General features: G+C 71.7%; 13 protein-coding genes. 6 read left to right on the top strand and 7 right to left on the bottom strand.

The window, feature by feature from the left end; all coding sequences use genetic code 11:
- Positions 1-27 precede the first annotated feature (27 nt).
- Both ACQ5DX_RS19575 and ACQ5DX_RS19580 read right to left on the bottom strand, forming a co-directional pair.
- Positions 28-909 carry a serine hydrolase gene (locus ACQ5DX_RS19575; RefSeq protein WP_430334144.1) on the bottom strand — a complete coding sequence of 294 codons (882 nt, stop codon included), beginning with the start codon at positions 907-909 and terminating at the stop codon, positions 28-30.
- On the bottom strand, positions 906-1,802 hold the full coding sequence (locus tag ACQ5DX_RS19580) for a LysR family transcriptional regulator (RefSeq protein ID WP_430334145.1): 897 nt from the start codon (positions 1,800-1,802) through the stop codon (positions 906-908). The genes ACQ5DX_RS19575 and ACQ5DX_RS19580 overlap by 4 nt, the downstream gene beginning before the upstream one ends.
- 122 nt (positions 1,803-1,924) lie before the next feature.
- Here ACQ5DX_RS19580 and ACQ5DX_RS19585 point away from each other — a divergent pair, with 122 nt between their 5' ends.
- Positions 1,925-3,697, top strand: coding sequence for a penicillin-binding transpeptidase domain-containing protein (locus ACQ5DX_RS19585; protein ID WP_430334146.1), 1,773 nt, complete (start codon positions 1,925-1,927; stop codon positions 3,695-3,697).
- Here ACQ5DX_RS19585 and ACQ5DX_RS19590 read toward each other — a convergent pair.
- The 3 genes from ACQ5DX_RS19590 to ACQ5DX_RS19600 all read right to left on the bottom strand — a co-directional run bounded on the left by ACQ5DX_RS19590 (position 3,694) and on the right by ACQ5DX_RS19600 (position 9,745).
- On the bottom strand, positions 3,694-5,247 hold the full coding sequence (locus ACQ5DX_RS19590) for a dynamin family protein (protein WP_430334147.1): 1,554 nt from the start codon (positions 5,245-5,247) through the stop codon (positions 3,694-3,696). The two genes, ACQ5DX_RS19585 and ACQ5DX_RS19590, sit on opposite strands and share 4 nt — an antisense overlap.
- The gene (locus ACQ5DX_RS19595; protein ID WP_430334148.1) at positions 5,244-7,064 is read right to left on the bottom strand and encodes a dynamin family protein; all 1,821 of its coding nucleotides are present in this window, start codon (positions 7,062-7,064) and stop codon (positions 5,244-5,246) included. The genes ACQ5DX_RS19590 and ACQ5DX_RS19595 overlap by 4 nt, the downstream gene beginning before the upstream one ends.
- A gap of 143 nt (positions 7,065-7,207) precedes the next feature.
- Positions 7,208-9,745, bottom strand: a complete 2,538-nt coding sequence (locus tag ACQ5DX_RS19600) for an IniB N-terminal domain-containing protein (RefSeq protein ID WP_430334149.1) — start codon at positions 9,743-9,745, stop codon at positions 7,208-7,210.
- Between the two features lie 292 nt (positions 9,746-10,037).
- On the opposite strand from ACQ5DX_RS19600, the gene ACQ5DX_RS19605 reads away from it, so the two are divergent.
- From ACQ5DX_RS19605 to ACQ5DX_RS19620, 4 genes are all read left to right on the top strand, one after another.
- Positions 10,038-11,840 (top strand): Hsp70 family protein, encoded by a 1,803-nt coding sequence (locus ACQ5DX_RS19605; RefSeq protein WP_430334150.1) that lies wholly within the window; start codon positions 10,038-10,040, stop codon positions 11,838-11,840.
- 3 nt (positions 11,841-11,843) lie between these two features.
- Positions 11,844-14,378 carry a LuxR C-terminal-related transcriptional regulator gene (locus tag ACQ5DX_RS19610; RefSeq protein ID WP_430334151.1) on the top strand — a complete coding sequence of 845 codons (2,535 nt, stop codon included), beginning with the start codon at positions 11,844-11,846 and terminating at the stop codon, positions 14,376-14,378.
- An 83-nt stretch (positions 14,379-14,461) separates the two neighbouring features.
- Positions 14,462-15,850 carry a S1 family peptidase gene (locus ACQ5DX_RS19615; protein WP_430334152.1) on the top strand — a complete coding sequence of 463 codons (1,389 nt, stop codon included), beginning with the start codon at positions 14,462-14,464 and terminating at the stop codon, positions 15,848-15,850.
- A gap of 153 nt (positions 15,851-16,003) precedes the next feature.
- Complete coding sequence (locus ACQ5DX_RS19620; protein WP_430334153.1) at positions 16,004-17,338, top strand: S1 family peptidase; 1,335 nt, start codon at positions 16,004-16,006, stop codon at positions 17,336-17,338.
- Positions 17,339-17,420: 82 nt separating this feature from the next.
- Here the strand turns inward: ACQ5DX_RS19620 and ACQ5DX_RS19625 are convergent, their stop codons facing one another.
- Positions 17,421-18,095, bottom strand: coding sequence for a hypothetical protein (locus ACQ5DX_RS19625; RefSeq protein ID WP_430334154.1), 675 nt, complete (start codon positions 18,093-18,095; stop codon positions 17,421-17,423).
- Between the two features lie 509 nt (positions 18,096-18,604).
- Here ACQ5DX_RS19625 and ACQ5DX_RS19630 point away from each other — a divergent pair.
- Positions 18,605-21,808, top strand: a complete 3,204-nt coding sequence (locus ACQ5DX_RS19630) for a (Fe-S)-binding protein (RefSeq protein WP_430334155.1) — start codon at positions 18,605-18,607, stop codon at positions 21,806-21,808.
- A gap of 92 nt (positions 21,809-21,900) precedes the next feature.
- On the opposite strand, the gene ACQ5DX_RS19635 is transcribed toward ACQ5DX_RS19630, so the two are convergent.
- Entirely contained in the window at positions 21,901-22,905 is a 1,005-nt protein-coding gene (locus ACQ5DX_RS19635) for an alpha/beta fold hydrolase (protein WP_430334156.1), read from the bottom strand.
- Positions 22,906-23,124: the final 219 nt, after the last annotated feature.

A 23,124-nucleotide genomic window follows, 5' to 3' on the forward strand; every position in this document is an offset into this window, starting at 1 on the left:
TGTAGGCACGGCCGGCGGTCGACCCGGCTATCCGAGCCTGCGCAGTTCCGCGACGGCGGCCCGCGCGGCCGCGCCGATCGCGGCGTCGGCCCTGGGCAGCAGCGGATCCGCGCGAGCGGCGCGGGTGAACACCGCGACCGCGAAGGCGTCGCCGTCCGGGAACTCGATGACGCCCACCTCGTTACGAACGGCGCCGAGCGTTCCGGTCTTGCCGGCCACTGTGACGTCCGAGTATGGGAAGCCGGAACGCAGCCGCGCCGTGAAGATCTGGCTCGACGTCACCGCGCGCATGAAGTCCGTCTGTTCGCGCGATGCCGCGGTGCCGGACCACACCGCGGACAGCAGGGTCGTCATGTCCCGCGCGGTGGTGGCACTGGACAGCACCGGGTCGTAGCCGGTGGGCCGCACGATGCTGTCGTTGTCGCCGATGCGCGCCAACGCCTCTGCCGGCGAATCCGTTTCGGTGTCACTCACCAGCGCCTGCAGGGCTTCGGCGGTGCCGCCGAGGACGCGCGTCGACCGCAGGCCGAGCGTGCGCATCGTCTCGTTCACCCGGTCCACGCCGACGCGGCGCAACACCTCGTCGGCGGCCGCGTTGTCCGAGACCGCCATCATCGACCGCACCGCGTCCCGCAGCGACATCCGGACGCTGTCGAGGAACTGCGAGACGCCGGTGGGGCCGGGCGTACGGTCGGCGGGGTCGAGCGTCACCGGCTCCCGCGGGTCCAGGTCACCGGCGTCGACCAGCCGACAGAACGTCACCATGACCGGCAGCTTGTACACCGAGGCCATGACGACCGGCGCGTCCGCGTCCAGCCCGGTCTCGATGCCCACCGGCCCGACGGGGACCGCGTGCACCCAGCCCCGCACGCCCGCGTCGGTGAACATCTCGGGGAGCCCGGCCGTCATCGCGCGTCCCCGTTCGTCTCGGCGAACCGCGCGATGCACGCGGCGAGGGCGTCGAGCACCTCGTCGGCGACGTCGCCGGACGCCGATCGGACGCACCGCAGCCGCAGCCGCAGCGATCGGTCGTCCGGGCGCAGCCGCCGGACGCCCGGGGCGGACAGCACCGGGTCCGCGGTGAGCGCGAACGCCTGCCCGGCCGCGACGGACGCGAGGGCCCACCGGTCGTCGGTGGCGTGGACGACGTCGAGGTCGATGCCCAGGCGCGCGAACGCGTCGCCCTGCAGGTCGAAGGCGGCGGGGCCGTCCGAACGCGGCGGGCCGGCGAGACGCAGGCCGCCGAGACGCGACAGCTCGCACGGATCGTGCGCGGCCGCCGGATGCGTCGCCGGCACCAGCAGCGTCAGCGGCAGCGACACGACGTCGCCGCCGACCAGCGGCTCCACCAGCGCGGGATGCTCGACGATCCCGACGTCGACGGCCCCGGATCCGAGCTGGTCGATCAGGTCCGAGCTGGGCGCGATCGTCGCCTCGACCAGGCCCGACGGCGTGGCGGCGCGCACGGTCGACACGAGGTCGGCGACCAGCGCCGTCGGCACCTTGGGCATCACCCCGAGACGCAGTGTCCGCTCCCCGTGGCCGCGTCGGCGCGCGGACTCGGTGAATCGGCGGGACCGTCCCACCAGGTCGATCGCGTCGGGCAGCAGCGCCTGCCCGCCCGCCGTCAAGGTGACGCCCTTGGCGCCTCGGTGGAACAGCGTCACCCCGAGTTCGCGCTCGAGCTTCTTGATGCCCTGACTCAGCGGCGGCTGCGTCATCCCCAGGCGGGCGGCGGCGCGGCCGAAGTGCTGTTCCTCCGCCACGGCGATGAAGAATTCGAGGTGCAGCAGCAGGTTCACGACGCCCTCCACCTGCTGCTATTCGAATCCAGTATCGCCCGCACGTCCATAGGATATTGGACTCGACATTCCCGATGGTGCTTCGCTGCCTTCTCGTACCCAGTCGAGTGAACGGAGTGAGGATGACACCGGTCGGGTGGAGAGGTGCGGCGCTGGCGATCGCGGGAGCGATCACGCTGACGTCGTGCGGCGTGCTGGGACCGGACTCCGGCGAGAAGGTGGCCCGGCGCTTCGCCGAGGCCCTCTCGAACGAGGACGTCGCCGCGGCCGCCGCGCTCACCGACGATCCGAACGGCGCCGCCGACGTTCTCCGGCGCACCTTCGACGGCCTCGGCGACGCGGCCGACGGAACGTTCAGCGTCGAGTCGGCCGGCGACTCGGCGTTCACCTACCGGGCGGATTGGGGCTTCGGCGGCGGCCGGCAGTGGAGTTATTCGGCGTCCGTCCCGATCCGGACCGTCGACGGCGACCGTCGCATCGCCTGGTCGTCGGCCGTGGTCAACGAGCATCTGCGTCCCGGCCAGGCATTGCAGTACACGACGGTCGCGGACACCCGCGCGGTGCTCGACGCGAACGGCATGGCACTGATGGAGCCGCAGACCGTGACGGTGATCGACGCGGAATCGGACGTTCTCGCAAGCAATCCCGCCGCCGGAGCGGCGGCGGCCGCACTGATCGGTAGGGCGGTTCCGGGATTCACTCTCCCCCAGGTGAACTCGACGCCCGGGCGGGTGAACCTGGTGAGTCTACGGCAGGAGGACGTGGAACCGGTCCGCGCCGAACTCGAGAAGGTGCCCGGCCTGCACCTGTCCGACCAGTTGCGGCTGCTCACGGTGGATCGGGAGCTGACCTCGCCGGTGGTCGCCGGGCTCCGCGAGACCTGGGAAGCACGGCAACAGGATTCGGTGGGCTGGCGCGTACAGGCCGTCGAGCGCGACGGCAGCGTCGTCGGCACCCTCGCCGGCGGCGATCCCCCGACCGGCACGGCGATGCGCACCACGCTGGACCCGCGCATCCAGCACCTCGCCCAGCAGGCCGTGGACACCGAACCGCGGGCCAGTGCCGTGGTGGCATTGGACCCCGCCACCGGCCAGGTACTCGCCGTCGCCCAGAACGCGGCCGCGGACAAGTCCGGGACGATCGCGTTGACCGGGCTGTATCCGCCCGGGTCGACGTTCAAGACGATCACCACGACGGCGGCGCTGGGCAGCGGTGCGGTGACCGCCGACAGCGTCGTCGAGTGCCCCGGCACCGCGGACATCGAGGGCCGCCGCATCCCCAACGAGAACGAATTCGACCTCGGCCGGGTGCCGTTGCACACCGCGTTCGCGCACTCGTGCAACACGACCATGGGACGCCTCGCCGTCGGCATGGCTCCGGACGCCCTGCAGACGCAGGCGCGCGAGTTCGGCCTCGGCGTCGACTACGTGACACCGGGCCTGACCACCGTCACCGGATCGGTCCCGTCGGCGGACACCCCCGCGCAGCGGGTGGAGGCGGCGATCGGTCAGGGCGAGAACCTGGCCAGCCCGTTCGGCATGGCACTGGTCGCCGCCACCGTCGCCGCGGGACGGACCCCGCTGCCGCAGTTGATCGCCGGCGAACCGGCCACCGCCGACCACACCGGCGAGGCGCTCGACCCCGACCAGCTACGCGCGCTGCGGGCGATGATGACCGAGACCGTCCGCGCCGGCACCGCGACCTCGCTGTCCGACATCCCCGGCCTGATCGGCAAGACCGGGACCGCGGAGTTCGGCGACGGCCGCCACGCCCACGGCTGGTTCGTCGGCGTCGCCCGCGGCGTCGCGTTCGCGGTGCTCGTGGTCGGCGGCGACAGTTCCGGTCCCGCACTGGACATCTCGGGCCACTTCCTGCGGCCCCTCGACGACCGCTAGCGGTCGGTCCGCGGATTCGTCACCCGGACCGATCCGGCGTCGAGGTCGAGCCGCATGGCCCCCTCGAAGCCGTCGCAGGGACCGCCCAGGTCCGCCAGCACGCCCTCGGCGCTGCGGGCGGCGACCCGGCACACCCTCGCGGTGAACTGGTCCACCAACGGATGCGCGGCCCGCTCGCGCCACTGCCGCACGGCGCCGAGCGCCACGGCCCGCCCCTCCTCGCGCGACGCGTCCGGGCTCAGTCCCAGCCGCTGGGCGGCATCGATGCCGAAGCCCCCCATCAGCCGCTGCACCGCGACCAAGTCGTCGGGCGACAGGCCGGTCTCGGTGCCGCGCAGCCGCCCCAGCATCCGCAACTCCTGGAATCCGTGCACGTCGGACAGCAGTCGCCGGGTCTCGCCCAGCAACCGCGGCGTCTCCGGCGCGGGATGCGCGGTCAGGACCCGTTCGAGCGCCACCAGCGCGGAGTGGGTCTTGAGCTGGTCGGCACGCTGGCCGAACTGGACGTCGATCACCTGGCGCAGTTCGTCGAGACCGCTGCGTTCCACCAATTCGGCTGCGAGGCTGGGTGAATCGCGCACACCCAACCGGATCAACATGACGGCGAGTCGAATCCCGAAGAGCCCGAACCGCTCCGCCAACTGTCGACGCATCGCCGAATCCACCGGCAGTGCGGCGTCGTCCCGGGCGAACCGGTCGGCCGACAGCATCGCCAACTGCAGATCGTCCGCCGGTACCGCCGCGAGCGCCTCGAACGCCGCGAACTCGCTCTGCCGCAGCGTCCGTGCGCCCAATGCGAGCAGACCGGCCACGGGCACCACGGCCTGACACAGCCCGGTGCGCTCGAGCTCGGACGCGAAGCGCGCCGCCATGTCCTTCGCGGACATCATGGCGTCGGCCCGGCCCGCACCGACCTCGTCGGCCCGCGAGACCACCCCGACCACCCCGAGCGGTCCCGACTCGCCGCCCACGTGCGCGCCGATGCGGCCGAGGAACTGGACGTCGGGCGCGCTGAGGCTGCGCAGCAGATACACCACCGCGTCGGCACCGGACACCGCGTTCTCGGGCGTGAGCATCTCGATCGTGCGCGCCGAGACGTCCTTCGACAGCGACGATGTGCCGGGGGTGTCGATGATCGTCGTCTGCGCGAGCGCGCTGGCCGGCCACTCGACGTCCAACCGGTCGACCCGGTCGGCGGTGAGGTCGCCGAGGTCGAACGTCAGGCGTCCGTCGTGGCGTTGCACCGCGACGTTCGCCGAGCGATCGCCGTCGTAGCAGGCGGTGACCGTGGGGGTGGAACCGCTGCGGTACCACGTGACGACGCGGGTGCATTCGGTCGCGTCCGTCGGCGCGATGTCCTGGCCCACGAACGCGTTGAGCAGCGTCGACTTGCCGGCCTTGAGCGAGCCCGCCAGCGCCACCCGCAGCGGCTGCTCGAGCCGGGCCGCGCACTCCGCGAGTTGGGTTCGTGCCGCGATGTTCCCCGCGTACACCCCGCGCGCGGCGGAGATCAGGGCCCGGGCGCGGTCGAGCGAGGCGGCCGTCGTCACGCGGTCACCTCCTCGTCGACACCCGGTTGGACCGGGAACAGTTGCGCGGCTTGCGCCTTCAGCTCGGCGAGCACGCTGAGCTGTCGTTCCACCTCGGCGGCGCGTCGAGCCCGCTCGGTGGACGCGACGGTGGCCGCCTCCTGGGCCGCCCGCAGCGAATCGGCGAGCGACCGCAGCGTCTGCTCGGCGATGGTGGTGAAGTGATCGCGCAGCATCCGCTGGATCAGCCGCAACCGGTCCTTCGATTCCTTGCCGACCTGGAAGCTGACGTCGTCGGTGAACTGCCGGATGGCGACCTTGGCGTCCGCCCGACGTTTGACGACCCTCGCGTCCCGGTCGTCGCGATAGGCCTTGGTGCCCAGCAGCACTCCCGCGCTCACCGAGATCGGGTTGACCAGCGCCATCCCCATCAGCGTGGTGACCAGACCGAACATCAGCACACCGCCGTACGACCCGCGCATGCCGACGAGCACCTTCTGCGTGATGCCGATCCGTCCGGACTCGAGATCGGCCAGTTCCACGACGGGTTCGAGGACACCGTCGAGGTCGGCCACGTCGAGCTGCGGCAGCTCCACCGAGCCCGCATCCGCGAAGTGCTCGGCCACCACCTCCGCGAGCCACAGCGCGCGGTCGTGCGCCCACACGAAGTTGTCGCCCACCGACTGCGCGATCTGCTGTTCGAGCCACTCCCCCAGCTCGTCCCACTCCTTGCCGGGATCGCCCTCGTCGACGGCACGTTCCGCTTCCCGGGTGACCTGACGCAGCCGGTCGCGCAGGTCGTGATCGATATCGGACGCCAGGTCGGCGATCCCGTCGGCCAGGGTCTGCTGCCAGCGCGCGGTCTTCTTCTGCAGCTCCTCGGTGACCGCCTTGGCCCGCTGCAGTTCGGCGACCGCGGCGGCACCCTTCTGCGGATCCCGGAGCGCGGCAAGCTCACTGGCGAGGGCGAGCTGAAGGTGTTCGACGACGGAGTGGACGTCGAGCGACACCGTCCGCCGGAGACCGCCCTGCGCGTACTCGATCACCCGGGTGCGCAGGAAGTCGTACAACGCGTCGAATCCGGATTCCTCGTGCAGCGACCGGTCGTCGAGACGCAGTGCGTGCGACCGCAGGATCGACGAGATCGGCAGCAGCGGCACGTCGAGTCCGGCCCGGCCCAGATGCTGCCGATCGGCGTCGACGATCTGCCGCCAGTGCGGGTAGAGATCGGTCTTGGTGATCAGGCACGCCGCGGCGGGACACAGCCCCGTCACCTGCCGGAGGAACGCGAGTTCCGGTTCGGTGAACTCCTGGCTGGCGTCGGACACGACGAACACGGCGTCGGCGGCCGGCAGCAGGCCCAGTGTCGCTGCCGCATGCGGATTTCCGTGTCCACCCACGCCGGGGGTGTCGACGAACACGAGACCGTCCGCGAGCAGGGGGCTCGACACGTTGACCTCGACCCGCAGCACCTCGCGCCCCTCGGCACGCCGCGTCTTCGGGGTCACCGCGTCCAGCTCGTCGAGCGGCAGATCCACCCTGCGCGGCTCGCTGCCGGGCTCGGCGAGGACCAGCTCGGCGAAGGCCCGCTCGGAATGCTGCACGACGGTCGACAAGGCGGTGGTCTCGTCGTCGCCGACCGAGCACACCGCCAGGTTGAGCAGCGAGTTGACGAACTGACTCTTGCCCTGCTTGAGCTGGCCCACCACAACCACCCGGAACCGCGGGTCGACGGCCCGGTTGCGGACCACCGCCAGCCTGCCCACCAGGTCGGTGCGGCCCGCCGAGGCGGCGATCTCCGTCGTCCGGTCGAGCAGACCCGTCATCGCATCGTTCATGAGTCCCGTTGCCCCGCTTCTCTTCCGACCTGCGTCCGCGCCCGGTGCGCACCGGCTGGTCCGCCGCTCCGCTGGATACGAATCGGGGTCCCGTCCGCATTAGCGCGTCCGGGACCCCGTTCGTTACATCCGCTGTGCGGTCGTCACGGCAGCAGGTCGTGTCCGAGATCCGGGTGGGCGATCACCGGATCGACGATCGACGAGACCGCCTGCCCGAGGGTGTCGGCGAACAACCCGGCATCCGAATGCGCCGAACCGAACGCGTCACCGTCGATCGACGACCACGCGTTTCCACCCGCGAGACCACCCGTGAGCCCGTCGGTGAAGGTGGTGGTGGCATCGACCGCGCCCTGCCACGCCGACGTCAGCCCGCTCGTGAGATCGGCCGCGATGTCACCGGTGCCGGTCAGTCCGACACCCAGGCCGCCGTCGACGTTGCCGCTCGACCCGAAGCCGCCGCCGAGTCCACCGCCCAGCCCGGCGTCGACCGACCCCGACGACCCGGCACCGGCCTGCAGGCTGCCCGCGGCGTCGACGACGCCGTTCAGTGCGCCGTTCAGTGCGCCGGCCAGATCGGCGCCGAGCTGCCCACCGAGATCCCCGGTCGAGCCCAGTCCGCCGCCCGCCCCGAGGGCCGCGTCGAGCGCCCCACCGAGGTCGCCACCGGCGGAGCTGCCCGCTCCCAGCAGCCCGCCGAGTGCCCCGCCGAGCTCGGTACCGAAGCCGCCGCCGCCGGCGAGCACGCCACCGAGGTCGAGCGAGCCACCGGACTCGAGTCCGCCGCCGAGGACGGCACCGAGGGCCGCCCCGAGATCGGCGCCCGCCGAGCCGCCGACGCCGAACGCCGACTCGAGCAGCCCGCCGAGGTCGGCGCCGGCCCCCACCTGGACGCTGCCACCGACTGCGAGCGCGTTGTCGATCGCGGTGCCGAGCGACGCGGTGAGCGCACCGTTCACGTCGAGTGCGCCGCCGAGGGCGCCGCTGATGGCGGTGCCCAGATCGACGCCGGCCAGGCTGCCGAGGTCCAGTCCGACTCCGATCCCGCCGTCGAGCGCCGCACCGAGAGCCGCCCCCAGCCCGGCTCCGATCGAACCTCCCGCGGCGAGCGCGGACCCGAGGGCGCCGCTGAGCGCCGCCGTCAGGTCGGCGCCGAGGTTGCCGCCCAGCTCCGCGCCGAGGCTGCCGCCGACGGACAGCGCCGACTCGAGGGCACCGGTGAGTGCGGCCGAGAGGTCCCCACCGGCCCCCAGCGCGCCCGCGAGCACCGTCTCGAGCGAGCCGCCCAGTTCCCCGGCTGCCGCCACGGCGCCGTCGAGCACGCCCCCGAACGCGGCACCCAATGCGCCGCCGAGGTCCCCACCCATTCCGAACGCGCTCTCGAGGGCCGCGGTCAGGCCACCGCCCGCCTCCAACAGACCGGACAGGTCCAGGCTGCTCGCGCCCTCGAGCGCGGCGCCCAACGCGGCCCCCAGCTGCGCGGTGAGCGCGCCGTCGACGCCGAACGACCCACCGATCAGGCTGCCCAGCGACGCGCCCAGGTCCAGCGCCGTGTCGATCGCGAGCAGGTGCGCGATGTCGACTGCACCGCCCAGTTCGAGGGCGCCGCCCAGCGCGGCACCGAGGTCGGCGCCGACGGATCCGCCGAGCGACAGCGCCGATTCGAGCAGCCCGCTCAGGCCCGCACCGATCTGGCCCAGGACGTCGCCGTTCAGGCCACCGCCGAGGCTGCCGCCGAGCGACAGCGCGGACTCGAGCGCGCCGGTCAGGGCCGCCGTCAGGTCCGCTCCGATTCCGAGGCCGCCGCCGAGTGCGGAACCGAGTGAGCCGCCCAACGCGAGCAGCCCCTCGAGACCGGCGCCGAGCCCCCCATCGAGCCCGGCGCCGGCTTCGATCGCCGCACCGAAGAGCGCACCCAGCGCGGCGCCGAGCTCTCCTCCCAGCTCACCGCCGATACCGAACGCACTCTCGAGCGCGGCAGTCAATCCGCCGTCCACCGACAGCAGTCCATCCAGGTCGAGGCTGCCCATGCCCGCGAAAGCGGTGTTCAGCGCGGCGCCGAGATCCGTGACGAGCGAGCCGTCGACCTCGAGTGCGCCGCCGAGGGCCGCGGCGAGCGCCGCACCGAGATCGAGCGAGCCGCCGACGCCGGTCAGGCTGCCGAGGTCGAGGCCGCCCCCGAGCCCGACCGCCGCCTCGATCGCGCCGCCGATGGCCGCACCGAGCTGCGCACCGATCGCGCCACCGGCCGCGAGCGCGGCCCCGAGCGCGGCCGCCAGCTCCCCACCGAGGTCGAAGCCGCCGCCGAAGTCGAAGCCCCCGGCGAGCCCACCGCCCACGGCGGCTCCGAGCCCCAGGCCCGCGCCGGCGCTGCCACCGAGTCCCAGGCCGCCGCCCAGCCCCAGACCGCCACCGAGTCCGCCACCGAGTCCGCCACCGGCCGCGGCACCGAGCGACCCCGCCGCCCCGGTGCCGGCGGCCAGGATCGCACCCAGATCGCCCGCCGCGGCACCGAACAGTCCGGACTCGGCGACCATCGGCGCGACCGCGACGATGTCGGCGTGGCACACGTCGCCGAGGCCCGCCGCACTGAGTGCAGCCTGCGGATTCGAGCAGTACGCGGCGGCAGCATCCTCGTCGCGGAGAAGCCGGAGGATGAAGTCGAGAACTGCGTTGCTGGCCATGGGAACGCTCCTGACAGTCGGGAGGCCGGCCGCCGCAGATCCGGACAGGGAGCACTGCGGCGAGATTGGTTTCCACGCTACGAATCCGGGGCGGCGGCGGTAACGGGGCGCATCCCCCCGAGCAGGGACAGGGGGATCCGCGTCACCCGGTATAGGGGATCGGGATCAATTAGGGGATCGCCCCCAAATCCGCACCGCTCGCCACCCGTTCCGGTAACGGACGGCGGCGAGGCACCGACAATCGCCATACGACCGGCGGCTCCACATCCGCCCGAACGGATGGGAGAAGCGTATGAGCGCAGGGCTCGGAGTTGCTGTCGGAACCGCCAATTCGGGCACCGCGGTTTTCTCGGCCGGTGGCGCCGCGACCGACGACGCAGCGTTCGTCACCACGGCCCGGCCGACGGTCCTGCAGATTTCGCCCGACGGATCCGTGACCTTCCCCGATTCGTCCACCGGTCCGGCAGGTACCCCGGTCACGGGGTTCGTCGAACGCGTCGGGGATCCGGTGGGTCTGCTCGACGACGACGGACGCGTCCACCTCGGCGAGGACCTCGTCGCGGCGGCCGTGGCCGAACTCGTCGAGGGCGCGCCGAGCACCGGGCCGGTGGTGGTCACCCACCCGACCGCGTGGAGCAGCTACAGCGTCGACGCCCTCGAATCCGCACTCGGACGGGCGGGGATCTCGGCGCGCGTCGTCCCCGAGGCCGTCGCGTGTGTGCGCTGGCTCGAGTGGTCTCGTGGCCGGCAGGGCGAGGGTGTCGTGGTGGTCTACGACCTCGGCGCGTCGACGCTCGACGTCACCGTGGTCCGGACCGGCACCGAACCGGCGGTTCTCGGCAAGCCGATCCGTTCGGAGGACTTCGGCGGCGCCCACTTCGACCACCAGGTCACCCGGTACGTGCTCGACGCGGTGGCCGACCGGATCGGCACCCTCGACCCCTTCGACAGCGCCGCGACCGACGCCCTGTCGGACCTGCGCCGGAACTGCACCGCGGCGAAGGAGGCGCTGTCCACCGACACCGAAACCGTCATCCCCGTCGCCCTCCCCGGTTACGCCACGGATGTACGCCTCGTCCGGTCCGAGCTCGAGGACCTGATCCGTCCGGCACTCGTGAGCTCACTCGAACTGGTCCGAGAAGCATTGCGGTCGGCCGAGATCGAGGTCTTCGACGTCAGCTGTGTGCTGCTGGCGGGCGGTGGCGGTGCGATCCCGCTGGTGGCCGAACTCGTCTCGTCCGGACTCGGCCTCACCGTGGCGGCCGCATCCGAACCGGCACTCACCGCCGCGCTGGGAGCGGCTCACCTGGCGGTCGACGAACCGACGACGACCGCCACCGACGCCACCACCGCCTTCCCGGACTACGGCCACGACGACGGCGAGGCGGTTCCCGAACCGGTCGTGCCCAGCTTCCCGGCGCGGATGCGGTCCACCCGCAGCGGCTCCCCGGTCCGCCGCCGGATCGCGATCGTCGCGGCCGCCGCCGCCGCGATCGGCGTCCTCACCGCGGGCGGACTGTCCATCGGCACGGCAGCAAAGAACGAACCGGCGCAATCCAGTTCATCCGTCGGCGGCACCACCACGTCGCCGTCCGGTGGAGCGCCGACGACGGTGGGCGCGGTGAGCGGCGGGGTATCGTCCAACGGCGCCGGCGAGACCGTCACCGTCGGTCGCGTCGGTGCGAGCGTGGCCGGCGGCACGAGCGGCACCACCAGCGCCGTCGGCGGTCAGGTCCGGACCGCCGACACCGGCCGCACCGTCGCACCGGGCACACCGCCGAACGCGCCGGGTGCCGCACCGGCCGCCCCCGAGAACGCGCCCGCAGCGCCCGCCCCGGGCGGAGAGTCACCCGGCGGTGTCACGGCGCCGCCCGCGGTCAACCCGCCCGTGTACAACCCGCCCGCGCCCGCCGGCGGCCAACCGAACCCGGCCCAGAACGGCCCGTCGGCCAGCGACGTCGGCGAGGGAATCGGCAAGGCCGCCACCGGTGTGGGCAAGGGCCTCGGGGCCGCGGTGACCGGCATCGGCACGGGTGTCGCCAACATCGTCGGGGCGGTCGTGGACCCGGTGACCGGACTGCTGATCGGGAACTAGCCGATGCAGACCGTACGTGCCGGCGCGCCGGCAGCGCCGTTCGACGACTCGACGTCGGACCCCACCCTCGCGGGCCTACCCGGTGCGCGGGACCTCGTCGAGACGCTCGCCTCCCCCGCGCACGGTTGCGTGCTGGTGCGCGGCAACTCCGGTAGCGGAAAGTCGCTGCTGCTCGCGTCCGCGCGAAACATGTTGAGTGCACACGGCTATCGCGTTCACACCACGCCCGAGACCGCGCTCCTCGACACCGGGCCGCTGGTCCTCGACGGCGCACAGGCGCTGCCCGACACCGACCTCGCCGCCGTGCATCGCCTCATCCAGCGCGGCGATCGTACGGTGGTCGTGGCCACCGAACCCCGCCCGCACCGCACCCCGCTGTGCGAACTCGTGACCGCCATGCAGGCGCGCGGACCGGTGATCGACCTGCGGCCGCTCACCGCGGCGGAGGTGACCGAGCGCGCCCGTCGCAGGGGCATCGCACTGGCACCGGGTCTCGCCCGGACGCTGCACGAGTCGACCGCGGGCGTGCTCGCGGCCATCGACGCCGGGCTCTCGGCCGCGGAGGCCCCGGACTGCGACGAGACTGCGATCCACGCCGCCGTGGTCTCGCACCTGCACGACGCGCTGCGCCACCTCGACACCGACATGCTCGCGGCGCTGTCGCTGTGCGCGTTCGGATTCGGAATGGACGCGACCGATCTGTCCACCGTGCTCGAGGTCAGCCCGGATGCCGGACGCGACCTCGCCGACCGGGTGCGCGCGAGTGCGTTCGTTCCCCGCGCGGACACCGCGGCGCCCGCGGTGCGACCCCTGGTCGGCTCCGCGATCGGCGTCACGCGCCTGCGGGAACTGCACGTGGGTGTGCTGACGGCCAGGCTCGACGCCGCGACGCTCGACGCACCGACCGCGCTGATGCTGGCCGAGGCCGGACTCGAGGACCCCCGCCTCGCCCAATTCCTGTGCACCTGCGCGGAATCGGAGAGCCCGGCACGCGCCGCCGAGTTTCTGACGGCCGCGGTCCGGGCCGGCGCCGACGCCGACGCCATCGCAGTGCAGCGGTCCGAGGCGAGCGCACTGGCCGGCGACCTCGAAACCGCCGAGGCGCTCACCGACTCGATGCTCGCCCGCGCCGACGCCCTCGATCCCGCGGAGTTGGCTTCCGCCGTACGCATCTCGGCCGGCGTCGCGGCGTGCCGCGGCGCCCTCGAACGCAGCGCCGATCTGTACGAGTGGCTCGGACCCGAACGTGTCGGGGCCGACGCCGCGATCGCCGCCACCGTCCTGCTCGCCGCCGGACGCCCCACGGCGGCCGCCGACGTCCTCGCGGCGGGACGGCAGGGACCGCCGACGTCCGGCGCGGCCGGTGTCGCGCTGCTCGCCGAAGGACTCACCCAGTCGATCGCGGATTCCGGCGCGCTCGCGATGAACTCACTGACCCGCGCGATGTCGCTGCTGAACACCAGCGCACACGTCCGCGTGCTGCCCGACAGCGCGACCGCCGTCACCGCGCTGCTCTGCCTGCACTCCGGCGAACTCGCGCACGCGGACTCGGTACTCCGACGGGCACTGGAAACCGATCCGCCGTCGAGCATCGCCCGCACCCGGCACCTCGTGCTGTCGGCGTGGACGGCGATGATCGCGGGCGACCTCACCGCGGCCGCATCGATCGTCGACGGCCTCCCCACGGACAGCTCGCTGCACGACCGCGAGGCACTGTTCGTCCACGGCCTGCGGGTGGGGCTCGCCCGCCGCAACGGGGACGTCGGTGCGCTGCAACGCGAGTGGGCCGCCGCCCGGCACGTCGTCGCGGGCTACTCGGTGGACCTGTTCAGCCTGCTTCCGCTCGGTGAGCTCTGGCTGGCCGCCGTCCGGGTGGGCGAGGTCCAGCGGATCGCCCACCTCGTCGGGCAGGCGCAGGAGCTGCTGACCCGGCTCGGCGAGCCGGCGCTGTGGGGTGCGTCCCTGCACTGGTACGGCGTGCAGGCCGCGATCCTCGGCGAGAACCCGGCCCAGCTGCTGCCGCACGCCCGGGCGCTCGCGGCCGCCGCCGCGGTGAGCTCGTACTCCGCCGGGCTCGCCGCCGCCGGACGTGTCTGGCTGCGGGTGCTGCGGGAGGAGGCCGACACCTCCGAGGTCGAGTCCGCGGCGCGGGAACTCGAGCGCATCGGGCTCCCGTGGGACGGTGCCCGGCTGGCCGGCGAAGCCGCGCTTCGGGTCTCGGACACCCGCGGCGCCACCACGCTGCTCCAGGTGGCTCGCTCGTTGCGCGACACGACGGCGCCGCAACCCACCGGCGGCGAATCCGCGACACCCGACCCGGCGGGAGGAACCCTCACCGAACGCGAAGCCGACGTCGCCGGACTGCTCCTCCTCGGACTCACCCACCGCGAGATCGGTGCCCGCCTCTACATCGCCCCGAAGACTGTCGAGCACCACGTGGCACGGATCCGGAGACGACTGGGGGCCAACTCCCGATCGGAACTGCTGTCGATGCTGCGCGCGCTCGGCTACGGAAGCGCCGAATCGTCCGCCTCGTGAACTTCGGGCAAAGCTTTCCGGGCGCGTCGGCTGCACCTTGCCCTATTGTTGGTGGCCGATCCCGAAGACCCCGAAGGAACTCAATGCGTACCTCGCTGGCGCAGCGCGCCGCCGTGCACTCGATGGCCCGCCGCGTCGCCGTTCTCGGATCGTCGACGCTCCTGCTCATCGCACCGTTTGCAGCGTCAGCTCACGCCGCGCCGTCGGACCCGACAGGGTCGTCGGAATCGGGCGTCACCCAACTCTCGGCCGACGAACTTCCGACCGATCTGGTCGAGGCCATCACCCGGGATCTGCACATCAGCCCGCAGGAGTACCTCGACCGCGCCGCGCGCGCACAGGAACTCAGCTCGTACGCCGACGAGTTCAGGTCCGAGCGTCCCCAGGAGTTCGCCGGCGCGTGGATGGGACTCGACGGTCACCCCGTCGTCGCGGTGACGACGACCGAGGCGGCGCGGATCGCCGCCGAGGACGGCTACCGCACCCACATGGCGCCGGTCTCCCTCGCGGGACTCGAGCAGTCCGTCGCCGACTTCAACCGGTGGGTGGCGGACCTGCCGCGCGAGATCGCCTCGCAGGTCGGGTCGGCCACCATCGACGTCCTGAACAACCAGATCGTCGTCGACATCGCGAACAGTCCCGTCGGACGCGCCCTCGACCTGCCCACGTTGCTCGCGACCGTCAAGGTCCAGCTCGCGAACTTCGGCCCGGTCCCCGTCGAACGGGCCCCGATGGGCGGCGACACGTACGTGACGTCGAGCAAGGCGCTGGCCGACGCACCTCGCGAAGAGATCGGCGTCTGTTCCTTCGGATTCAACGGCGTCGACCGAAACGGCAACGCGGTCAACATCAGTGCGGGGCACTGCGATCCCGCACCGGGCGCGAACGCCGGCGTGTACCTGCCGAACCGTGCGAACCTCGGCGACAGCCTCGAGGTCGGCCGGTTCGCGCGCTCGGAGATCGGCGGCGACGACACCATCGACTACTCGCTGATCCGCATCAACGACGCCGGCCTGCGTGCCGGACTGGACCGTCCGATGGTCCGCGGCGCCGGCGGCAGCACCCTCACCGTGACCGGCACCGCCGTCCCGGTCGTCGGAGCCCCCATCTGCAAGTCGGGCCAGACGTCGTCGTTCACGTGCGGTGTCGTCTCCGCAGACCGGGTCGAGGCCCAGCTCGTGACGTTCGACGGTGCCAGCCACACGGTGCGCGGATTCGCCGGTACCGCATGCACTCTCGCGGGCGACAGCGGCGGTGCGATCGTCACCGGCACGCTGGCCCTCGGCATCACCAGCGGATCCAACAGCAGCGACGCACCCAATTGCGCCGAGGCCAACGTGGTCCTCGCGTTCGACGGCGGAACGTCCAACCTCGGTATTCCGATCCGGAACATCCTCAGCGCCGCGGACGCCTCCTCGGGCGGCGGTCTGGGTGCGGGACTTTCGGTGCGCACCGGTCCCGCCGGAGCCTGACCGAATCGTTCACCGGAATTACGCATTTCGGGTGGGCATCGGGGAATCGAACCCATATAGTCGAACGCGACTCGGGGCACCCGCATTCGCCGGGTGCTTCTCTCTGCGCGCCTCGGGGTCCATGGGCGCAGGGCGGACGATAGAAAGGCCCTCATGCGAAGCTCACTCGCACGTCGCGCCGCGGTGTTCGGCTCTACCGCGCTCCTGATCCTCGGCCCCCTGACAGCTGTCGCGCAGGCCGAGCCCGCCGAATCGCCGGGCGTGTCCGAATCGGGTGTCTCCGACCAGGCGGCGCATCTACCGATCGAACTCGTCGAAGCGTTGCAGCGGGATCTGCAGCTCTCGCCGGACCAGTACCTGGAGCGGTCGGAGCTGGGCCAGAAGCTGGCCGAGTTCGCGGCGATCGCGCGCGTCCAGTTCCCCGACGCGTTCGCGGGCGCCTGGATCGACCCGTCCGGGACGCCGATCGTCGGACTCGCCGGAGGCGACCGCGACGCCGCCCGGACCGCCGTCGAACGCGCCGGGTTCACCGGCAAGGACGTCGAGCGGAGCCAGAGCCAGCTCGAGTCCACGCGGACCGCGCTGAACGACTGGATCGCCACCCTTCCCCCGGAGATCGGGAACCTCGTGCGGGGCGTCGCCATCGACATCACCAACAACAACCTGATCCTGCGCGCCGACGACACCGCGGGCGACCTGCTCGACCTGCTGCCGCCGTTCCTTCGGGGAGCCGCCCGCATCGTGCTCGGCCCCGCCCTCGCGCCGCTGCAGCCGGTGGCCCAGGGTCCCGAGTCCGCGCACTACGCGGCCGACGCCTTCCTCGGTGGCGACCCCTACGCCGCGGTCGGCGGCGGAATCGGGCTGCGCTGCTCGCTCGGGTTCAACGCGACGGACGGCAACGGCGCACCGGTCAACATCAGCGCCGGCCACTGCGACCCCAACCGGACGTTCGCCGGCACGGCAGACGCCTCCAAGGCCTACACCATGGTGGGCGAGGTGTCCGGACCGATGATCGGCACCTTCGAGCAGACCAGCCTCGACGGGGCCGACTACTCGATCATCCGGCCCACGGCCCAGTCGGCCCAGCGCTTCGCGAACAACGGTGTCCGGGTTCCCGGCGCCGCGCCCCTCGGCATCACCGGCACCGCGAACCCCGTCGTCGGCGCGCCCGTGTGCAAGGCCGGCAACACCTCGGGCTTCAACTGCGGCGTCGTGACCGCGACCAACCAGACCGTCCCCGTCGGCCAGCGCGTGCTCGCCGACGGCTTCGCCACCAACCTGTGCGCGCTGCAGGGCGACAGCGGCGGCACCATCGTCACCGGCACCCTCGCCCTCGGCATCTCGAGCGCCTCGAACGTCGGTGATCTCGGGAGGTGCGAGGTCGCGAACTTCGTCGGCTCCGTCACGGGCGAGACCCCCGAACTGTTCGCCACCCCGATCAACACGATCCTGCGGCAGAACCCCGGACTGACGATCCGGACGTCGTGATCCGATCCGACAACAGAGAACGGGCCCGCTTCCGAATCGGAAGCGGGCCCGTTCTCCGTCGTGAGGAATGCTGCCGGGACCGCTAGCCCGCGGCGGGCGCCGGCTCGGCGGGCGGAGTGTTGAGCGTCTGATACACCTGGATCCCGTTGTAGACGAGGACCGGGATGCCCGCGACGATCGTGCCGATCATCCCGCCGACGGGCGCTGCAGTCGCGGCACCCCCGAGACAGCTGAGGATGCCGGCGGGGATCCCGATCCCGGTCAGTGCGAGCGGTGTACCGCCGATCGCACACCCGGCGACCGCACCGACGAGCGTTCCGACGATGCTGCCGACGGTGACCGCGGTGTCGATGCCGTCACCCAACTTGCCGAAGATCGCCGCCACGTTCGTCGGACCGATGAACGGCTCCGCCACGCCCGCAGGCTTCGCCTTGGCCGGATCGGTCTCGGGAGTGAGCGTGAGCGTGCGGCCCTCGATGAGCGGGGCGATCGAGAACTCCCGGTCGCCGATCCGGTAGGACAGCGGCAGTGTCTGGAGCACCGTGCCGGCGGCGTTCTGGATCTCGACGAACTCGCCGTCCGAGGTGACCCGGAATCCGCCCGCGTCGAGGACCGTGACAACCGAGGGCCCGTCGATGTGCGCCTCGTAGCCGACCGGGTCGTTCACGGGCGCGGGCTCTGCGTAAGAGGTGCCGGCACCGATCCCCATCGCGGCGATCACCAGCGCGGATGTTGCGGCGAATTTCGTGAGCTTCATAAGGCTGTCATTCCGTTCTGTGACTGCCACGAATGGCCCCCCGACCCGAAAATTGTCCGAAAGATCCGAAGCACCGAGGGCTCCCCCACCTGCGCGAACGATCTCGGCAAAAGCTCCGATTCGCGGCGAATCATAACCCAGCACAACTCGAAATCGCCGCGAATTCATTTCGAAAAGAATTCATGAACGAATGTCCAATTCAGGAGAATTCACGACCGGTCGCGCCAGGTTAGGCCTACCTACGCGACAGCGGTCACACGGGCACCGCATACCGTTAACTGAATACGACCCGACTCGCGAGGTTCAGCCCGCCTCGCGACCCGCACCAAGGCCTCCCGCCGCGCCCACCGCGCCGCATCCGGGTGCCGAAGATGCAGGAAACGGCGCCACGCGCTATGTTACCGGTTAGTAGAGCCATTAAGTTACCGGCGGGTAACTTGGAAGCGGTTAGGATCTGTGGGCTGACCCACAGGCGGCACGAGTGCTGCCCCGAAACGAAAGGCTTCGACATGAATGCCCTGACGATTACGTTGGGCACCGTCGGCGCACTGCTGAGCCTTGTCTGTTGGGCCTCGTTCCTCAGTGGGGCCTGGCGGATGGCGAAGACCGTGCAGATCGGGCAGTCCGCGCCCGACCGCTGGCGCCCGTTCTTCCCGCGCTTCAAGCAGATGATCGTCGAGTTCATCGCGCACACCCGGATGCAGAAGTTCCGCACCGTGGGTTGGGCGCACTGGCTCGTGATGATCGGCTTCCTCGGCGGCGCGCTCCTCTGGTTCGAGGCCTACGGCCAGACGTTCAACCCCGAGTTCCACTGGCCGCTGTTCGGCAACACGTGGGTCTGGCACCTGTGGGACGAGATCCTGGGCATCGGCACCGTGGTCGGCATCCTGACGCTGATCGTGATCCGCCAGCTGAACCACCCGCGCATCCCCGAGCGGCTGTCCCGCTTCGGCGGCTCGGTGTTCGGCGCCGCGTACTTCGTCGAGGTCGTCGTCCTCCTCGAGGGCCTCGGCATGATCATGGTGAAGTCCGGCCGCATCGCGATGACCGGGCACTCCAACCCGTGGACCGACTTCTTCACCATGAACGTCGCCAAGCTGCTGCCCGCCAGCGCCGTCATGGTCTCGATCTTCGCGTTCGTCAAGCTGATGTCCGGCATGATCTGGCTCTTCGTGGTCGGCCGCAACATCACGTGGGGTGTCGCGTGGCACCGCTTCTCGGCCTTCCCGAACATCTACTTCAAGCGTGAGGACGACGGCGGCGTCGCCCTCGGCGCGGCCAAGCCGATGATGTCCAAGGGCCGCGCCCTCGACATGGAGAACGTCGACCCCGACACCGACACCCTCGGTGCCGGCCGAGTCGAGGACTTCTCGTGGAAGGGCTGGCTGGACTTCACGACCTGCACCGAGTGCGGTCGCTGCCAGTCTCAGTGCCCCGCGTGGAACACCGGTAAGCCGCTGTCGCCGAAGCTGCTCATCATGTCGCTGCGCGACCACGGCTACGCCAAGGCCCCGTACCTGCTGGCCGGCGGCCGCAAGGACATGGGCGGCGACGAGGTCGGCCTGGTCGACGCCGAAGGCAACGCGAACGAGGCTGCTCTCGCGAAGATTCCCGAGGCCGCCCGCGCCGAGGCCGAACGTCCGCTCGTCGGCGAGTCGGTCGAGGGCGAGCTCGGCGGCATCATCGACCCCGAGACCCTGTGGTCCTGCACCACGTGTGGTGCGTGCGTCGAGCAGTGCCCGGTGGACATCGAGCACGTCGACCACATCATCGACATGCGCCGCTACCAGGTGCTGATCGAGTCGGAGTTTCCGTCCGAGCTCGCGGGTCTGTTCAAGAACCTCGAGAACAAGGGCAACCCCTGGGGCCAGAACTCCAAGGACCGGCTCAACTGGATCAACGAGATGGACTTCGAGATCCCGGTCTACGGCCAGGACGCGGATTCCTTCGAGGACTACGAGTACCTGTTCTGGGTCGGCTGTGCCGGCGCCTACGAGGACCGCGCGAAGAAGACCACCAAGGCCGTCGCCGAGCTGCTCGCGACCGCCGGCGTCAAGTTCATGGTCCTCGGCGCCGAGGAGACCTGCACCGGCGACTCGGCTCGCCGCGCGGGCAACGAGTTCCTGTTCCAGCAGCTCGCGATGCAGAACATCGAGCTGCTGAACACGGTGTTCGACGGCACCCCGGACAAGAAGCGCAAGATCGTCGTCACGTGTGCGCACTGCTTCAACGCCCTCGGCAACGAGTACCCGCAGGTCGGCGGCGTCTACGAGGTTGTCCACCACACGCAGCTGCTCAACCGCCTCGTGCGGGCGAAGAAGCTCGTCCCGGTGGCCAAGCTCGACGAGGACGTCACCTACCACGACCCGTGCTACCTGGGTCGCCACAACAAGGTGTACGACGCTCCGCGTGAACTGATGGAGGCGTCGGGCGCGAAGCTCAACGAGATGCCGCGTCACGGCGAGCGGTCCATGTGCTGTGGCGCCGGTGGTGCCCGCATGTGGATGGAGGAGCAGCTCGGCAAGCGCATCAACATCGACCGCGTCGACGAGGCCCTCACCACGTCGCCGAAGAAGATCGCGACGGGCTGCCCGTTCTGCCGCGTCATGCTCACCGACGGCGTCACCGCCCGTCAGGAGCAGGGTCAGGGCGAGGGTGTCGAGGTCGTCGACGTCGCGCAGATGATGCTCGAGACCGTCACGCGTCTCGATCCGGCGCAGCTCACGGCGAACCTCAAGGTCGAGCCGCGCGAGAAGGTTCCGGCGGCGGCAGCAGCTGTTGCCGAGGCCGTCGCGGCACCCGCCGCACCGGTTGCCGAGCCGGAGGCCGCTCCGGTCGCGGAGGCCGCACCGGCCGCCGCTGCCGCCGCACCGGCCGCCGGCAAGGGCCTGCAGATGAAGGGCCTGGCCAAGGCACCCGGCGCGAAGGCTCCGGGCGGCAAGGGCCTGCAGATGAAGGGCGCCGCCAAGGCACCCGGCGCCAAGGCCGAGGCCGCGGCTCCGGCCGCCGAGGCTCCCGCCGCACCTGCCGCCGAGGCACCGGCCGCACCGGTCGCCAAGGCCGGCGGACTGGGCATGAAGGGCGCCGCCAAGGCACCCGGCGGCAAGGGCCTCCAGATGAAGGGCGCCGCCAAGGCACCCGGCGCCAAGGCCGCGGCACCGGCACCGGCACCGGCACCGGCTGCGGAGGCTCCCGTCGCTGAGGCACCGGCGGCCCCCGCCGCACCGGCGGCCAAGCCCGGCGGACTCGCCATGAAGGGCGGCGCCAAGGCACCCGGCGGCAAGGGCCTCCAGATGAAGGGCGGGGCGAAGGCTCCCGGCGCCAAGGCCGCCGCTCCGGCTCCGGCCGCGGCTGCTCCGGCTGCTCCGGCCGCCGAGGCTCCGGCCGCTCCGGCGGCACCCGCCGCCGAAGCCCCGGCAGCACCCGTTGCCGAGGCCAAGCCCGCACCGCAGGCCAAGCCGGGTGCACTGGGCTTCAAGACCGGCGCGAAGGCACCGGGCGCCCGCAAGGCCGCCCCGGCTGCTGCTCAGGCACCGGCCGCTCCGGCTGCCGAGCCCGAGAAGCCGGCCGAGCCGCAGGCGGAGGCCGCACCGGCCGAGGCCTCGGCACCCGCCGCGCCGAAGCCTGAGGCGTCGACCCCGCCGCCTCCGCAGGCCAAGCCCGGCGCGCTGGGCTTCAAGGCCGGCGCGAAGGCACCGGGCCGCAAGAAGTAACTAGACCCGACAGCGCCCCCACCGTCCACGGTGGGGGCGCTGTCGTGTGTCTGTCCGTCATCGCCACAACCCTGCGCCCGAGCCGCCTCGAGTCAGCGCGCCCACCGGCCCGGCGGCGGATCTTGTGCGGTGTAGGCCGGCAAGGGCAGATCCTGGTCGAGGAGGAAGCTGCGCAGCAGATCGACGTATACCGCCGGTTGATCGGCCGAAACGGCGTGCCCGGCGCCCTGGATGTCCACGAGCGTCGATTGGGGAAGAACATCGCGGTACTCGCGCGTGACGGGCCAGCGGACGAAGTCGCACTGAGCGGCCATCACCAGTGCCGGCACCCGCGCCTCACGAAGCGTCGGCCGCGGGTCCGGAATCCGTGCGAAGTCCGCATTCGTCAGCTGATTGGCATAGAACCCCTGCGGGTTGTCGTGCGGAGGGGTGGTCGGCGCGCCGGAGCACGACGTGCCGTCACGACCGGTCAGGGCGACCTCGTGCATCCACGAGTCGGCCTCGGCGTCCGGGACGAGCACGTGCGCCGCGTTCGGATCGACCGACATCAGCAGTGCTTGCGCCAGCACCCTCGGCTCGCCCATCAGATCGTCGTAGCGCGCCTGCTGCTCGTCGTTCATTTCGGTCCACGGCTCACCGACCCCGTCCCCCGCATAGGCGCCGCCCCAGATCGCGCCGGGTGCAACGAATACCACCTTGGCGACCCGATCCGGGTGTGCGGCCAGATATTGCGCTGCCAGCGAGCCACCCCAGGAGCGTCCCACGAGGATCAGACGCTCGGCCCCGAGCGTCTCCCGGACGGCCTCGAGATCCTCGACCTGCCGCTCGACCGTGTACTCGGTGACGTCGGTGAGACGCGACGAGCGCCCGGCACCGACCTGGTCGTAGGCGTACACGTCGAACCCGGCGCCCACCAGTTCCTCACCGGCGCTCGGGATCCCCTCCCCCGGTGTGCCGGGGCCGCCGTGCAGGAAGACCACCGGTGTGTCGCGACGCTGCGCCGGATCGACCGGCTGCGCATGCACATACGCGATCCGTGAGCCGGTGGACAAGTCCCAGAACCGCACGTCGGCCGGGACGGGCGCCGGAGCCTGCATCGGAAAGGGCCGCAAGATCGTGGCACGCGCCGCCCCACACCACCAGCCCCACAACTACCGCGAGCCCAGCCGCGGCCACCAGCGGCCGGCGGACCCGCATGAGCCGGCCAGCACCACGACGACGACTCCCGCCGCCACTCGGCCCCGACGTTCCACTCGCTCCCCGCTCACCGACGGATCCACCGGCTTCCCGCCCCGGTCTGCCACCACTCCGCGTCC

Origin of the sequence: Rhodococcus sp. ACT016 (assembly GCF_050477185.1) — a bacterium.
Classification (GTDB): Bacteria; Actinomycetota; Actinomycetes; order Mycobacteriales; family Mycobacteriaceae; genus Prescottella.